The organism is Escherichia sp. MOD1-EC6162 (assembly GCF_002965125.1).
GTDB classification, from domain to species: Bacteria; Pseudomonadota; Gammaproteobacteria; order Enterobacterales; family Enterobacteriaceae; genus Escherichia; species Escherichia marmotae.
In genome coordinates this window covers 1-15202 of record NZ_PTSB01000031.1, presented here as the reverse complement: position 1 = coordinate 15202, position 15202 = coordinate 1, and the positions used below count along the sequence as shown (strand labels likewise).

15 protein-coding genes, 1 tRNA gene and 1 pseudogene are annotated in these 15202 nt (G+C 49.0%); 10 read left to right on the top strand and 7 right to left on the bottom strand.

All coding sequences use genetic code 11. From position 1 onward, the window contains the following. Nucleotides 1-18 precede the first annotated feature (18 nt). Both A9587_RS20005 and A9587_RS19995 read left to right on the top strand, forming a co-directional pair. The gene (locus A9587_RS20005) at nucleotides 19-216 is read left to right on the top strand and encodes a hypothetical protein (RefSeq protein ID WP_001543225.1); all 198 of its coding nucleotides are present in this window, start codon (nucleotides 19-21) and stop codon (nucleotides 214-216) included. A gap of 65 nt (nucleotides 217-281) precedes the next feature. Then, nucleotides 282-1955, top strand: a complete 1674-nt coding sequence (locus A9587_RS19995; protein ID WP_105263775.1) for a phosphoethanolamine transferase — start codon at nucleotides 282-284, stop codon at nucleotides 1953-1955. A 96-nt stretch (nucleotides 1956-2051) separates the two neighbouring features. Here the strand turns inward: A9587_RS19995 and A9587_RS19990 are convergent, their stop codons facing one another. From A9587_RS19990 to A9587_RS19980, 3 genes are all read right to left on the bottom strand, one after another. After that, nucleotides 2052-3314, bottom strand: a complete 1263-nt coding sequence (locus A9587_RS19990) for a tyrosine-type recombinase/integrase (protein WP_089558109.1) — start codon at nucleotides 3312-3314, stop codon at nucleotides 2052-2054. A 197-nt stretch (nucleotides 3315-3511) separates the two neighbouring features. Continuing rightward, nucleotides 3512-3587: transfer RNA gene (locus A9587_RS19985), tRNA-Phe, on the bottom strand. Nucleotides 3588-3692: 105 nt separating this feature from the next. Continuing rightward, nucleotides 3693-4400, bottom strand: coding sequence for a DUF554 domain-containing protein (locus A9587_RS19980; RefSeq protein ID WP_105281944.1), 708 nt, complete (start codon nucleotides 4398-4400; stop codon nucleotides 3693-3695). Nucleotides 4401-4552: 152 nt separating this feature from the next. On the opposite strand from A9587_RS19980, the gene A9587_RS25180 reads away from it, so the two are divergent. Continuing rightward, nucleotides 4553-4636, top strand: coding sequence for a hypothetical protein (locus A9587_RS25180; protein WP_212976457.1), 84 nt, complete (start codon nucleotides 4553-4555; stop codon nucleotides 4634-4636). A gap of 162 nt (nucleotides 4637-4798) precedes the next feature. After that, nucleotides 4799-6934, top strand: coding sequence for an ornithine decarboxylase (gene speC, locus A9587_RS19975; protein ID WP_000839918.1), 2136 nt, complete (start codon nucleotides 4799-4801; stop codon nucleotides 6932-6934). 48 nt (nucleotides 6935-6982) lie between these two features. On the opposite strand, the gene nupG is transcribed toward speC, so the two are convergent. From nupG to mutY, 4 genes are all read right to left on the bottom strand, one after another. Next, a complete protein-coding gene (gene nupG, locus A9587_RS19970; protein ID WP_001517062.1) occupies nucleotides 6983-8239 on the bottom strand; it encodes a nucleoside permease NupG in 1257 nt (418 codons plus the stop codon). Nucleotides 8240-8438: 199 nt separating this feature from the next. Further along, entirely contained in the window at nucleotides 8439-9518 is a 1080-nt protein-coding gene (mltC, locus tag A9587_RS19965; protein ID WP_001517061.1) for a membrane-bound lytic murein transglycosylase MltC, read from the bottom strand. Between the two features lie 66 nt (nucleotides 9519-9584). Continuing rightward, nucleotides 9585-9860, bottom strand: coding sequence for an oxidative damage protection protein (locus tag A9587_RS19960; protein ID WP_000091700.1), 276 nt, complete (start codon nucleotides 9858-9860; stop codon nucleotides 9585-9587). 26 nt (nucleotides 9861-9886) lie between these two features. Then, nucleotides 9887-10939, bottom strand: a complete 1053-nt coding sequence (mutY, locus tag A9587_RS19955) for an A/G-specific adenine glycosylase (protein WP_001517060.1) — start codon at nucleotides 10937-10939, stop codon at nucleotides 9887-9889. 160 nt (nucleotides 10940-11099) lie between these two features. Between mutY and trmB the strand changes: the two genes are divergently transcribed. The 6 genes and pseudogenes from trmB to A9587_RS25175 all read left to right on the top strand — a co-directional run. Then, entirely contained in the window at nucleotides 11100-11819 is a 720-nt protein-coding gene (gene trmB / locus A9587_RS19945; protein ID WP_000786922.1) for a tRNA (guanosine(46)-N7)-methyltransferase TrmB, read from the top strand. After that, complete coding sequence (locus tag A9587_RS19940) at nucleotides 11819-12145, top strand: YggL family protein (protein WP_105263776.1); 327 nt, start codon at nucleotides 11819-11821, stop codon at nucleotides 12143-12145. Before trmB ends, A9587_RS19940 begins: the two co-directional genes overlap by 1 nt. 201 nt (nucleotides 12146-12346) lie before the next feature. Then, nucleotides 12347-13066, top strand: coding sequence for a DUF2884 domain-containing protein (locus A9587_RS19935; protein ID WP_000984801.1), 720 nt, complete (start codon nucleotides 12347-12349; stop codon nucleotides 13064-13066). 175 nt (nucleotides 13067-13241) lie between these two features. Next, nucleotides 13242-14288: an L-asparaginase 2 gene (gene ansB, locus A9587_RS19930; RefSeq protein WP_000394192.1), complete on the top strand. Its 1047-nt coding sequence runs from the start codon at nucleotides 13242-13244 to the stop codon at nucleotides 14286-14288. Between the two features lie 116 nt (nucleotides 14289-14404). Beyond that, nucleotides 14405-15046: pseudogene (locus A9587_RS19925) on the top strand (DUF1202 family protein); the annotation flags it as partial. 84 nt (nucleotides 15047-15130) lie between these two features. Further along, nucleotides 15131-15202, top strand: a 72-nt coding sequence (locus A9587_RS25175) for a hypothetical protein (RefSeq protein WP_001675268.1), incomplete at its 3' end; no start/stop codon positions are given.

The following is a 15202-nucleotide window of genomic DNA, read 5'->3' as shown; positions in this document are numbered from 1 at the left end:
ATGCAGAAGGAGAGGAGCGTGAGATTGCTGTTAAAAGGGCTCGTCGGAATGGCGCTGGCCTGGCTTGTTATTGGTTTCGGGATGGAGTTATTTTTTCTCGCCGATCGGGTTCATCCGGCATTAAGAGTAATTGTTGTCCTGGGGATGTTATTCCTGCTGATAATGATTGCGGGTGGTATGTGTCGTTCTCTTCTGTCACGAAAGAAAACATCATGACGATCCTGTTTACGCCGCTACATTTGTGGCGGCGGATGATGCCCGTTTTATGATTATTCAGAAAAATGTATTCATCTGCCACGGTATGTTTCACGGTCAGCGCCGGGCAGAAATATCGCTTTTACTCAATTATTATGAAAATTAATCTTCCGTTCATACACTGGCCGCGGATTTGCAATGATAAGCGCCTCGTGTTATCAGTGGTTGTCTTTACCCTTTCTAATCTCCTTGTATCCTCAGGAGCGCATCTGATTTACCGGATATTATTCTTTACCTTGGTGCTTCTTATTATTAAGGCGATGAAATCGCTTACGCTGCGTTTTATTCTGGCCTTTCCGTTCACATTACTGACAGCGGCAGATATCAGTATCAGTTTGTATTCATGGTGTACATTCGGTACAACATTTAATGATGGTTTTGCAATCAGTATCCTACAGACAGATCCTGATGAAGCAATAAGAATGTTCAGGATGTATGTTGTTTATGTTATTGCGTTTATTATCCTCTTTTTATTGTTCTTCTGTTCAGCAATAAAGAAATCGTCTTCATTGTTTTCGAAAAAGAACACTGTAATAACGTTTTTATTGTTAATTACAGTAGCGTTATATTCTTCCTTTCAGTTTGCGTTGAAGAAACAGTATCAAATAAGTGAAGTTGATCCTTACATAGTCGCTTCCCGATTTGCCACATATACCCCTTTCTTTAATCTGAACTATTTTGCACTGGCCGCAAAGGAGCATCAGAGATTAATGACGATTGCTGATACCATACCTCACTACGAGCTGATGATTACAGACAATAATATTGATGAATTTGTACTGATCATCGGTGAATCAGCAAGGACTGATAACATGTCCATTTACGGGTATTCGCGCCCAACCACACCAGAACTTCAGAAACAGAAATCACGACTGAAACTGTTCACTCAGGCAATCAGCGGGGCACCTTATACCGCCCTTGCGGTACCGCTGGCATTATCTGCTGATACCGTGCTGCATCATGATGTTCGCCGTTACCCCGATAATATTATCAACATGGCGAATCAGGCGGGGTTCGATACCTGGTGGCTCAGTGCGCAGTCAGCTTTCCGACAGAACGGAACGGCTGTGGCCAGTATCGCCATGCGGGCCAGAAACAGAATTTATGTCAGAGGCTATGATGAGTTACTGCTCCCACACCTGGCTGAAGCACTGAACAGTAATCCGGGGAGCAGGAAACTGATTGTTCTGCATCTGACGGGCAGCCATGAGCCAGTCTGCAGTAACTGGCCCAGAGATAAAGCCGTGTTTAAACCGCTGGATACAGAAGAAGTCTGTTACGATAATTCCATTCATTATACCGACAGTTTGTTGGGACAGGTTTTCGCCATGCTGGAAACGCGTCGGGCATCCGTCATGTATTTTTCAGATCATGGCCTGGAGTATGACCCGACAAAAGAGCATGCCTATTTTCATGGCGGAATAAAACCCAGCCAGCAGGCTTATCATGTTCCGATGTTTATCTGGTACAGCCCGGCACTGGGAGAGCATGTCGATCGCCAGACGGTGAACAGCGTTTTTTCCACTGCGTATAATGATTATCTGATTAATGCATGGATGGGCGTAACCAGACCGGATCAACCGAAAACACCGGAGGAGGTGATTACCCGCTGGCAGGGAAAATCCGTGGTTTTTGATGCCAGCCATAACGTGTTTGACTACAAAGTATTACGAAAGAACTTTAATGAGCCTCTGGAATAATTCATTAAAGTAATTTACTTCGCTATCCTTTTTCCAGTTACTCACAAAGAAAAATATTCAGAAAATAATTCCCGGGCTGGCAGCCCGGGATGATTACTATTTTAATGGATTGTTAATCTTTGCATATTCAAACGGGCTGATACATTGTTCTCTGTTCGCATCCAGAAAATCTGCCCACCACTGTAGCATCAGTCGACGTTCTTCCAGATGTTCTGCTTTATGGATATACGCAGCACGTACACCATTACGCTCCTGATGACTCATCTGACGTTCCACTGCATCGCGGGACCACAAACCTGATTCAATCAATGCACTGCATGCCATCGCCCGGAATCCATGGCCACAGACTTCCCGGGTTGTGTCATATCCCATCACCCTCAGGGCTTTATTTACAGTATTTTCACTGATTGGTTTACGTGGGTCATGTGCTCCCGTAAAGATCAGACCATTTTCACCTGCCCATGTCTGAAGTTCTGCCAGTATGGCTACAGCCTGTTGGCTGAGTGGCACAAGATGTGGTGTTCGCATCTTGGAGCCCCGGTGTGAAAATTTTACGCCTGGCAGAGGTTCGCGTTCGGCTGGAATAGTCCACATGGCATTGTCAATATCAATTTCAGACCAGCGGGCATATCTGAGTTCACTGGAACGAATAAAAACCAGTAAATTCAGCATAACTGCCAGTCGGGTGACAGGCTGGCCTTTATAACCGTCAATACGCGACAGAAGTTCAGGCAGGCGTGAAAGATCCAGAGCAGGGCGATGCTGGCGTTTTACCGTGGTCAATGCACCAGCCATATCCAGAGCCGGGTTATATCTGATGATGCCAGACTGTACGGCATAACGCATTACAGCAGATATTCTTTGCTGCAGACGACTGGCGATTTCATAAATTTGTTTAGCTTCTGCAGCACGAACAGGGATAAGCAGGTCCGGGGTACTGAGTGTTGTGATATCCCGGTTGCCGATAAAGGGGAAAACGTGTGTCTCGAGGCTTTTGAGTACTTTATCGCTGTGTGATTGTGCCCATTGTTTATTACTGGCATGCCAGCGTCGTGCAATATGTTCAAAAGAGAGTTGTAAATCAGGGACTACTTTTTTAGCTCTTTTCTGTTCGCAAGGGTCAACCCCCTCCGAAATCAGTTTTCGGGCCTCATCCCGTTTTGTACGAGCTTCGGAGAGAGAAACTTCTGGATACACGCCAAGTGCCAGAGTCTTCTCCTTACCCAGAATACGATAACGGAGACGCCAGTAACGGGAACCATTAGGATGAACCAGCAGGAACATGCCGGCCCCGTCAGTGAGTTTATAAGCCTTGTCAGTGGGCTTTGCAGCCCGGATTTTTGCGTCAGTCAGTGCCATAGTTCAGCCTTCTGAATGCGTTAAAGAGGGTACAAATTCTGTCGAACTGGGGTATACCCGCAATTATACCCACACAATGAGGTTGATGTGGGGAGAATTTGGTTGAGTTCGGTAGAATTGATTTGGAGGAAGAACACTTAAATCATGGTGTTCTGAAACGAAAAACGGACCTCCGTGGAGGTCCGTTGATATGAATTTGGTGCCCGGACTCGGAATCGAACCAAGGACACGGGGATTTTCAATCCCCTGCTCTACCGACTGAGCTATCCGGGCAACGGGGCGCATTAAACCTGATTCGCCTCGTCTCGTCAATTAAATTTCTTCAATTTATAGCAGACTGCACAATCTATCATCACTTTGCCGTTACTACACGCATCATCAGACAAACCTGGTGCTCCAGGCGGCGGAAAGAGGCATTGCCAGAAGTAGTGCTGGAAGCATGTTGACCACCGGAAATAGTTTAATGCCGCAGATGCGTAAGCCGGTTGCTAGCAGCAGCAAACCACCTACGGCGCTGAAGTCCGCCATCATCGATGGTGTTGTCAGCGGTAATATCAGCGCAGCAGCCCAGGCCAGCGTTAACTGGATGATCAGCAATGGAATACTAATCACCGATACCGCAATGCCAAGTGAACAGGCGAAGATCATCGCGGTAAAGAAATCCAGAAATGACTTGGCGATTAAAATGCTCGGATCGCCGGTCATCCCTTCATTCATCGCGCCGAAGATCCCGGTGCCGCTGGCACAAAACAGGACAATAATCGCGACAAAATTCTGAATAAAAGATTCATGCGCTGGCTTTTTACGCGAGTGACGAAACAAATTTTGCGCTTTAGCGACTGCGGTATTAACACCTTTTTCCAACAAACAAATTTCACCAATTAATGCACCGAGTAGCGTCGCTAAAACCATCGCCGGAAGGTTGGCGCATTTCACCACCAGTAAAATACCAATTCCCAACGATGCCAGACCAAAAATGGATGTCATAGAGACACGGATCCGTTCCGGTAAGCGTTGACTAAGTAGTGCGCCGAGGACGCCACCCAGTAATACTGCACTAGCGTTGATAAAAGGGCCGATGACCACAAGAGTTCCTGTTAATTGTGTTGTTTGATGTTTTTATTATGAACTTTTTGTCCCGCCGATTGCTTGTCTGACCGCAAAGTCCTGGCTTGCACGCTCTGGTGAAAGGTGCCATGATTGCGCGAATTTTCTCCTTGTTGTACGGAGTTTGCCCGATGCACGCCACCTCCTTACATTCTCTTGTTTATCGCCGTTTTGCGCGAAACGCTTCCCTTTCCATATTACTGCTCATGCGGTGAAGTTAACGCACGCTCACTGTAGGACAACAGTAAAATCAGAGCCATTCTGCTTTTACTGATGTCTGGCGGTCGGAGCTGGTGACCAGTTTGACCCACATCTCATGCGGCAGGTTTTTACACCTTGCCCGGTATTTTTACCTCCCCGAAACGGGTTTTACATTTATGAAATCAATGAGTATTGCCGCCAGTAGTGAACTGGTTTCCCGAATTTCTACCCATCGTCGCGTGGTGGCGCTGGAAGATACTGATTTTACGGACGTCGCGGCAGTCGTCATTACCGCTGCGGATAGCCGCAGTGGCATTCTTGCGTTACTTAAACGCACTGGTTTTCATCTACCGGTGTTTTTGTATTCCGAACAGATTGTTGAATTGCCTGCGGGCGTCGCGGCGGTAATCAATGGCAACGAGCAGCAGTGGCTGGAGCTGGAATCTGCAGCCTGCCAGTACGAAGAGAACGTGTTGCCGCCGTTTTATGACACGCTGACGCAATATGTTGAGATGGGCAACAGCACTTTTGCTTGCCCGGGTCATCAACATGGCGCGTTCTTTAAAAAGCATCCTGCGGGGCGTCATTTTTACAATTTCTTCGGTGAGAACGTTTTTCGTGCCGATATGTGCAACGCCGATGTGAAACTGGGCGATCTGCTTATTCATGAAGGCTCAGCGAAGGATGCGCAGAAGTTTGCGGCCAAAGTGTTTCATGCTGATAAAACCTATTTTGTGCTTAACGGCACTTCGGCAGCAAACAAAGTGGTTACCAATGCGCTGTTAACGCGTGGCGATCTGGTACTGTTCGATCGTAACAATCATAAGTCGAATCATCACGGTGCATTGATTCAGGCTGGGGCGACGCCGGTGTATCTGGAAGCCGCGCGTAACCCGTTCGGTTTTATCGGCGGTATTGATGCGCATTGTTTTAATGAAGACTATTTGCGCCAGCAAATTCGTGAAGTGGCACCAGAAAAAGCCGAACTACCGCGCCCGTTTCGCCTGGCAATTATTCAGTTAGGAACTTATGACGGTACTATCTATAACGCTCGCCAGGTGATCGAGACCATTGGGCATTTGTGCGATTACATTCTGTTTGATTCCGCGTGGGTCGGTTATGAGCAGTTTATTCCGATGATGGCAGATAGCTCGCCGTTACTGTTAGAACTTAACGAAAACGATCCGGGGATCTTTGTTACCCAGTCGGTGCACAAACAGCAGGCGGGATTCTCGCAGACTTCGCAGATCCACAAAAAAGATAACCATATTCGCGGGCAGGCGCGCTTTTGCCCGCATAAGCGGTTGAATAATGCCTTTATGCTCCACGCCTCCACCAGTCCGTTCTATCCGCTGTTTGCTGCGCTGGACGTTAACGCCAAAATCCATGAAGGGGAGAGCGGTCGTCGACTGTGGGCGGAGTGTGTTGAGTTGGGCATTGAAGCGCGCAAGGCGATTCTTGCACGCTGTAAGCTGTTTCGCCCGTTTATCCCGCCCGTTGTTGGTGGCAAATTGTGGCAGGATTATCCGACGTCAGTATTGGCCAGCGACCGTCGCTTCTTCAGTTTTGAACCGGGGGCGAATTGGCACGGCTTTGAGGGATATGCCGCAGATCAGTATTTTGTTGATCCGTGCAAGCTGCTACTGACCACGCCCGGTATCGATGCCGAAACCGGTGAATATAGCGACTTTGGTATTCCTGCGACGATTCTGGCGCACTATCTGCGTGAGAATGGCATTGTGCCGGAAAAGTGCGATCTCAACTCTATTCTGTTCTTATTAACCCCGGCGGAGAGCCACGAGAAGCTGGCACAACTGGTCGCAATGTTGGCACAGTTTGAACAGCATATTGAGGATGACTCGCCACTGGCTGAGGTGTTGCCGAGCGTTTATAACAAATATCCGGTGCGCTATCGCGACTATACCCTGCGCCAGTTGTGTCAGGAGATGCACGATCTGTATGTCAGTTTCGACGTCAAAGACCTGCAAAAAGCGATGTTCCGCCAACAGAGTTTCCCGCCTGTAGTGATGAATCCCCAGGATGCGCATAGCGCCTATATTCGTGGTGAAGTGGAGTTAGTGCGTATTCGTGATGCCGAAGGGCGGATTGCGGCGGAAGGCGCGCTGCCGTATCCACCTGGCGTGCTTTGCGTGGTGCCGGGGGAGGTATGGGGAGGCGCGGTACAGCGTTATTTTCTCGCACTGGAAGAAGGCGTGAATTTGTTGCCGGGGTTTTCGCCGGAGCTACAAGGTGTCTATAGCGAAACCGATGCCGACGGCATGAAACGTTTATACGGTTATGTGTTGAAGTGAGAACAAAAAAACGGGCTACCATCTGGTAGCCCGTTTTTCTTGGCGTAATTAGTGGTTAACCGTCTGTGTGCCCGCCGGGACACGAACGTGTTTGTATTTGAACATCGCCATGAACGCGAAGGCCAGAACCACGGAGTAACCTGCGAAAATCAGCCATACGGTCTGCCAGTCGGTAATGCCGTTTTGGGTATACATCTCAACCACTTTACCGCTCACAATACCGCCGAGGATACAGCCGAAGCCGTTGGTCATCATCAGGAACATCCCCTGCGCACTGGCGCGAATTGCCGGGCTAACTTCTTTTTCCACAAACACCGAACCAGAGATGTTGAAGAAGTCGAATGCGCAGCCGTAGACAATCATTGACAGCACCAGCAGTACAGTACCGAACGGAGTCGGGTCGCCGTAGGCAAACAGCGCAAAACGCAGTATCCACGCCACAATACTGATCATCATTACGTTCTTAATACCGTAGCGGCTTAAGAAGAACGGGATAGTCAGAATGAACAGCGTTTCAGAGATTTGCGAAATCGACATGATGATTGACGCATGTTGCACGATAAAGCTGCTGGCGAACATCGGATCTTTGTCGAAGCTGTGCAGGAAGGTATTACCGAACATGTTGGTAATCTGCAGTTCCGCGCCCAGCAGCATCGAGAAGATGAAGAAAATCGCCATACGCTTGTTTTTAAACAGCGCGAATGCATCAAGCCCCAGCAAAGTCGTCCAGCTCTGATTCGCTTGCTGTTTAGCAACCGGAATATACGGCAGCGTAAAGGTAAACAGCACCAGAACGGCGGAAAGGGCTGCGCCAATATACAGTTGCATGTGGCTTAGTTCGAAGCCTGACAGGCTCACCACCCACATCGCCATAATAAAACCGATGGTGCCCCAGATACGGATTGGCGGGAAATCAGTAACGATATCCAGCCCCGCGTTTTGCAGGCGATAGTAAGAGATGGTGTTGATTAACCCAAGTGTTGGCATATAGGCAAACGAGTTAATCAGGATAACGAGGAACATCGCCTCCGGCGTGGTAACTTGCGCCGCCATGAAGAGAGTAATTGCGCCGATGGTGTGACAAATGGCATATACCCATTTCGCACTTAACCATTTGTCGGCCACAATCCCCAGCAAAGCAGGCATAAAGACCGCGGCGATACCCAGTGAACTATAAACTGCGCCAATAGAAGCACCGTCGAACTTCAGGGTAACGAACATATATGAGCCGAGGGTCGTTAGCCAACTTCCCCACAGGCAGAACTGCAGAAAAGAGAGGATTTTCAGCTGCAGCTTAAGATTCATGTTAATTTCCTCACATCGTGATGCGGATGAGTGTTTTAAAAAGCACATTTGACCGTGCAAGATGATGCGATTCTATCAACTTCGCTGACTGTTTTTTTGTTATCCGTAGCAAATAATTGCAAATAATATCAATTTGCAAGGCGAAATTGTGAAGCGTGTAACACTTTGCCTCGAAGTAATGTCAGAGGCAAAGGTGAAATTATCGACGGCGGTAAGATTTCTGCGCCATGTTCACTTTATAGAGATAGCGGCGAGATTCCGCAGAAGGATGGCGGGTCGTCAAAGTCTGATAAACATCACCTGGCGTCATGGTGTTAATAATATTAGCTGCCTGAATTTTATCATTCGAGAAAACACGTAACACGCTGCCTGCGCCGCCGTTATAGGCGGTGATGACGGCATAACGGCGCGACGTTGGGTTATCAATGCCGCCGAGATAAACATTATTCAGCATCGCCAGATATGCGGTGCCGGTATCAATGTTGCTGGCAGGATCGAACAAGAAACTGCGGCCTGGTATGCCGGATTTCCCCTGTGAGCGGAACACGTCTTTCCCGGCGGTGTGCTGTACTACCTGCATTAATCCCAGCGCATCGGAACGGCTGACCGCATACGGGTTAAATGAGGATTCGGTTTGCATAATCGCCAGAATTAATGACTCATCGACACCATATTTTCGTGACGCCTGGCGAACCATACCGAGATATTTATGCGCACGTTTATCAAGGTGGTTCGGCACCATATTAATGGTTACGCTGTAGATAATACGCAGCCCGTTGCTGCGGCTTTTGAGGCGGTTTTTCAGCAGATAATCCGCGAAATTGCTCGCGCGACCTTCCCAACGAATTGGCTGCCCGGTGTTGTCTACTACCTGACCATAAAGGAAAGGTTCTTTTGATATCGTAATATCATCAACATCGGAATAGAGATCGACCGACCCCGGATCGTCACCCATCAGTAACGTTTTGATAATTGCCCGGCGCAGGTGTGCGACAGGTTCCGTCCCGGCGATGGTTTCGATAGTGATCGTACCATCATCAAAGTTGATGTGGCTGCGGGTTTGATATTGATCGGTGTATTTCACGTAGTCCTTAGGACCGGCGATCACCACCTCTTTGAATCCCCAGATGTTTTCAATATTGTGGGCAAATTGCCCCATCAGAATATCAAAACCGTTGGTATCTTTGACCCAGGCTTCATTATAGGTATCGCCTTTTTTGGTCGTCGAACAGGAGATGAGCAACGGCGCAATCAAAGCCAGCGCGAGATATTTTTTCATCATTCCGGGTGCGTGTTGTGTTTGTTTTTATGCAAGTTGCCGGAGGCGTGCTCCGGCAATGTCTTTTTATTTTTTATCTTCCGGCGTATAGCCTTCGATATGTACCTCTTTACCTTCGAACAGGAAATTGACCATCTCCTGCTCCAGCAGCTTGCGGTGCTCAGCATTCATCATGTTAAGTTTCTTTTCGTTGATCAACATGGTTTGCTTGTGCTGCCACTGCGCCCAGGCTTCTTTGGAAATCTCGTTGTAGATGCGTTTTCCCAGTTCGCCGGGGTATAGCTGAAAATCCTGACCTTCTGCTTCACGCTGCAGGAAAGTACAAAAAATCGTTCTGCTCATAAATTATCCTCTTATCGACTCACGCGCTAAACCGGCGCGCCAGTGCGTAACTGCTGTAACAAACGCTCCACGGGAGCCGCCAGGCCAACTGACGGCGGTTGCGCTAAGTTATACCAGAGCGCATTGCCTTCATCCATGCAACCGGTGAATGACGACACGGGAAGCCACATAGGCACAATATCTAAATGGAAATGGCTGAAGGTATGACGAAACGCGGTGAGTTGCGTCAGGTGACCGGCGTTGATCTGCCGTTGCGCCAGCCATTGCCGCATACTTTCTTCATCAGCAAACTGCGGGAAGCAGTATAAACCGCCCCACAATCCACTTGGCGGACGCTGCGCCAGAAATACTTCATTTTCGTGCTGTAACAGCAGAAAGTAGCCGGTGCGCTCCGGCAGCGTCTGTTTCGGTTTTTTGCCTGGATAAAGTGACCAGCTATCATTGGCCGCGGCAATGCAGCCGTTTTGTAGCGGGCAGAGCGAACACTTTGGCTTCGAGCGCGTGCAGATCATCGCGCCTAAATCCATCATCGCCTGATTAAACCGCTCCACACCGACGGCGGGCGTCACCTGTTCGCTCAAACTCCACAGTTTATTCTCGACCTCTTTTTTCCCTGGCCAGCCGCTTACAGCATAGCAGCGCGCCAGCACGCGTTTGACGTTACCGTCGAGAATCGGAAAGTGCTTACCCAGAGAAAGTGAGAGGATCGCGCCCGCGGTGGAACGCCCGACGCCCGGTAGTGCGGCGATTTCCTCAAAGGTTTCCGGGAATTTTCCGCCGTGTAAGGTGGCAACTTGCTGTGCCGCTTTATGTAGATTGCGCGCGCGGGCGTAATAGCCAAGCCCGGTCCACAAGTGGAGAACTTCATCCAGCGGCGCATTGGCGAGATCGGTCACCGTCGGGAAGCGCGCCATAAAGCGTTCAAAATAGGGGATAACAGTCGCAACCTGAGTTTGTTGCAACATCACTTCTGAGAGCCATACTTTGTAGGGCGTCTTGTCAATTTGCCAGGGCAGGGTTTTCCGCCCGTATTTATCGTACCAGTCCAGAACCTGGGCTGAAAATTGCGACGCTTGCATGGTCACCAAATTCACAGTTGTTGGGGGCAAGATTGCAGCACAGCGACGACAGGGTGTAAACCGGAACTTTCCGCAGCCACGGCCTTATCATGCTTGCATCCGGCAACTAACTTTGGATAATGCCCGTTTTCAGAACACTTTCACAAGCGACTAAATCTTTATGAAAAACGACGTCATCTCACCGGAATTTGATGAAAACGGCCGTCCTCTGCGCCGTATCCGTAGTTTTGTACGCCGCCAGGGGCGACTGACCAAAGGCCAGGAACATGCGCTGGAAAACTACTGGCCGGTGATGGGCGTTGAGTTCAGCGAAGATATGCTGGATTTCCCGACGCTGTTTGGCCGTGAAGCGCCGGTGACGCTTGAGATTGGTTTTGGCATGGGTGCTTCGCTGGTGGCAATGGCGAAAGAGCGTCCGGAGCAGGATTTCCTCGGCATTGAAGTGCATTCGCCGGGCGTTGGCGCTTGCCTGGCTTCCGCGCATGAAGAGGGGCTGAGCAATCTGCGCGTGATGTGTCATGACGCGGTCGAAGTGCTGCATAAAATGATTCCTGACAATTCATTGAGCATGGTTCAGCTCTTTTTCCCTGACCCGTGGCACAAAGCACGTCATAATAAACGCCGTATCGTTCAGGTGCCGTTTGCTGAACTGGTAAAAAGCAAACTGCAACTGGGGGGCGTATTCCATATGGCGACCGACTGGGAACCTTATGCGGAACATATGCTCGAAGTGATGTCTTCCATTGACGGTTATAAAAACCTGTCAGAAAGTAACGATTACGTACCGCGCCCGGAATCACGTCCGGTGACGAAATTTGAACAACGTGGTCATCGTCTTGGTCACGGAGTATGGGACTTAATGTTCGAGAGGGTGAAATAATGGCAAAGAACCGTAGCCATCGTCTGCGTAAAAAAATGCACATCGACGAATTCCAGGAATTAGGATTTTCGGTGGCATGGCGATTCCCGGAAGGTACATCGGAAGAACAGATTGATAAAACCGTTGATGACTTTATTAACGAGGTTGTCGAACCGAACAAGCTGGCTTTTGACGGCAGCGGTTATCTGGCCTGGGAAGGTCTGATCTGCATGCAGGAAATTGGCAAATGTACCGAAGAACATCAGGCGATTGTGCGTAAGTGGCTGGAAGAGCGCAAACTGGATGAGGTACGCACCAGCGAACTTTTCGACGTTTGGTGGGACTAAGAAAGCATACGGGCGATGACAAACGCAAAACTGCCTGATGCGCTACGCTTATCAGGCCTACAATGGGTATGCAATATATTGAGGTTGCACGATTGAGTAGGCCGGATAAGGCATTTACGCCGCATCCGGCATGGACAATGCGCACTTTGTTATCAATCCGGGCCAGCAAATGCTGGCCTGATTTGTTCTTGAGGGAAGATTATGATGCGCAAAATGCTGCTGGCGGCAGCACTTTCAGTAACGGCAATGACTGCTCACGCCGACTACCAGTGCAGCGTCACACCGCGTGACGATGTGATTGTCAGCCCGCAAACCGTACAGGTGAAGGGCGAAAACGGCAATCTGGTGATCACGCCAGACGGCAATGTGATGTACAACGGCAAGCAATATTCTCTGAGTGCCGCCCAGCGCGAGCAGGCGAAGGATTATCAGGCAGAACTGCGCAGCACGTTGCCGTGGATTGATGAAGGGACTAAGAGCCGCGTTGAGAAAGCCCGCGTCGCACTGGATAAAATTATCGTTCAGGAGATGGGTGAAAGCAGTAAAATGCGCAGCCGTCTGACCAAGCTCGATGCGCAGTTGAAAGAACAGATGAATCGCATTATTGAAACGCGCAGCGATGGCCTGACGTTCCACTATAAAGCCATTGATCAGGTTCGCGCCGAAGGCCAGCAACTAGTGAATCAGGCGATGGGTGGAATTTTGCAGGACAGCATTAATGAAATGGGCGCGAAAGCGGTACTGAAAAGCGGCGGTAATCCGTTACAGAATGTGCTGGGAAGCCTGGGCGGTTTGCAATCCTCCATCCAAACCGAGTGGAAAAAGCAGGAAAAAGATTTCCAGCAGTTTGGCAAAGATGTCTGTAGCCGTGTGGTGACCCTGGAAGATAGCCGCAAAGCCCTGGTTGGGAATTTGAAATAATCCTCTATTTTAAGACGGCATAATACTTTTTTATGCCGTTTAATTCTTCGTTTTGTTACCTGCCTCTAACTTTATAGATCTCCAAAATCCATTCACGTTGTAAATTGTTTAACGTCAAATTTCCTATACAAAGCTAAGGGATAATACGTAGCGTTCACGTAACTGGAGGAATGAAATGGAGTTTTTCAGAAAGACGGCACTTGCCGCACTGGTTATGGGTTTTAGTGGTGCAGCATTAGCATTACCGAATATCACCATTTTAGCGACCGGCGGGACGATTGCCGGTGGTGGTGACTCCGCAACCAAATCTAACTACACAGCGGGTAAAGTTGGCGTAGAAAACCTGGTCAATGCGGTGCCGCAATTGAAGGACATTGCGAACGTTAAAGGCGAGCAGGTCGTTAACATCGGCTCCCAGGACATGAATGATAATGTCTGGCTGACACTGGCGAAAAAAATTAATACCGACTGCGATAAAACTGACGGCTTCGTCATTACTCACGGTACAGACACGATGGAAGAAACCGCTTACTTCCTCGATCTGACCGTAAAATGTGATAAGCCAGTAGTGATGGTCGGCGCAATGCGTCCGTCCACCTCCATGAGCGCAGACGGTCCATTCAACCTGTATAACGCGGTAGTGACCGCAGCAGATAAAGCCTCCGCTAACCGTGGCGTGCTGGTAGTGATGAACGACACCGTGCTGGATGGTCGTGACGTGACCAAAACCAACACTACCGATGTAGCAACCTTCAAGTCTGTTAACTTCGGTCCACTGGGTTACATTCACAACGGTAAAATCGACTATCAGCGTACTCCGGCGCGTAAGCACACCAGCGATACGCCGTTTGATGTCTCTAAGCTGAATGAACTGCCGAAAGTTGGTATCGTTTATAACTATGCTAACGCATCCGATCTTCCGGCAAAAGCACTGGTAGATGCGGGCTATGACGGCATCGTTAGCGCCGGTGTGGGTAACGGTAACCTGTATAAAACCGTATTCGACACCCTGGCAACCGCGGCGAAAAACGGCACTGCGGTAGTGCGTTCTTCTCGCGTACCGACGGGCGCAACCACTCAGGATGCCGAAGTGGATGATGCGAAATACGGTTTCGTCGCCTCTGGTACGCTGAACCCGCAAAAAGCGCGCGTTCTGCTGCAACTGGCGCTGACGCAAACTAAAGATCCACAGCAGATCCAGCAGATTTTCAATCAGTACTAATCGCCTCGCCCCGGTATCGTGCCGGGGCTTTCTCACTTCAGACTCACGTCCATTGTCAATCATGATTATCATGATGATAATCACATGAATAAATTATTCCACACGAGACTTTCACTGTGAAAAAACAATGGATTGTAGGTACGGCGTTGTTTGTGTTGATGTCAGGTTATGGCTGGGCCGATGGTGAACCGCCAACTGAAAATGTCTTAAAAGATCAATTCAAAAAGCAATATCACGGCATTCTCAAACTGGATGCCATCAATTTAAAAAACCTTGATGCGAAGGGGAATCAGGCCACCTGGTCTGCGGAAGGTGATGTCTCTTCTAACGATGATCTCTATACCTGGATCGGTCAGTTGGCAGATTATCAACTGCTGGAACAGACCTGGGTGAAAGATAAACCCGTAAAATTCTCAGCGATGTTAACCAGTAAAGGAACGCCCGCGTCTGGCTGGACGGTGAATTTTTACTCTTTTCAGGCAGCAGCCAGCGATAGTGGGCGGTTTGTTGATGATATCAAAACGAATAATAAGTACCTGATTGTGAATAGCGAAGATTTCAATTATCGCTTTAGTCAGCTTGAGTCAGCGCTGAATGTGCAGATGAATTCGATTTCGGGGCTGGAAAAGGAAGTGAAAGAGCTTGATAAGCAAATGGTTGCGGCACAGAAAGCGGCGAATGCTTATTGGGGAAAAGGGGCAGATGGCAAGCAAATGACTCGTGAAGACGCTTTTAAAAAAATACACCAGCAACGGGATTAATGCCGATCAGTTAAGGATCAGTTGACCGATCCAGTGGCTGTGTAAGAATCCGGAAACGCTCACTCGTTTCCGGATTTTTTTATGCACATTGGACAGGCCCTTGATCTGGTATCCCGTTACGATTCTCTGCGTAACCCACTGACTTCTCTGGGG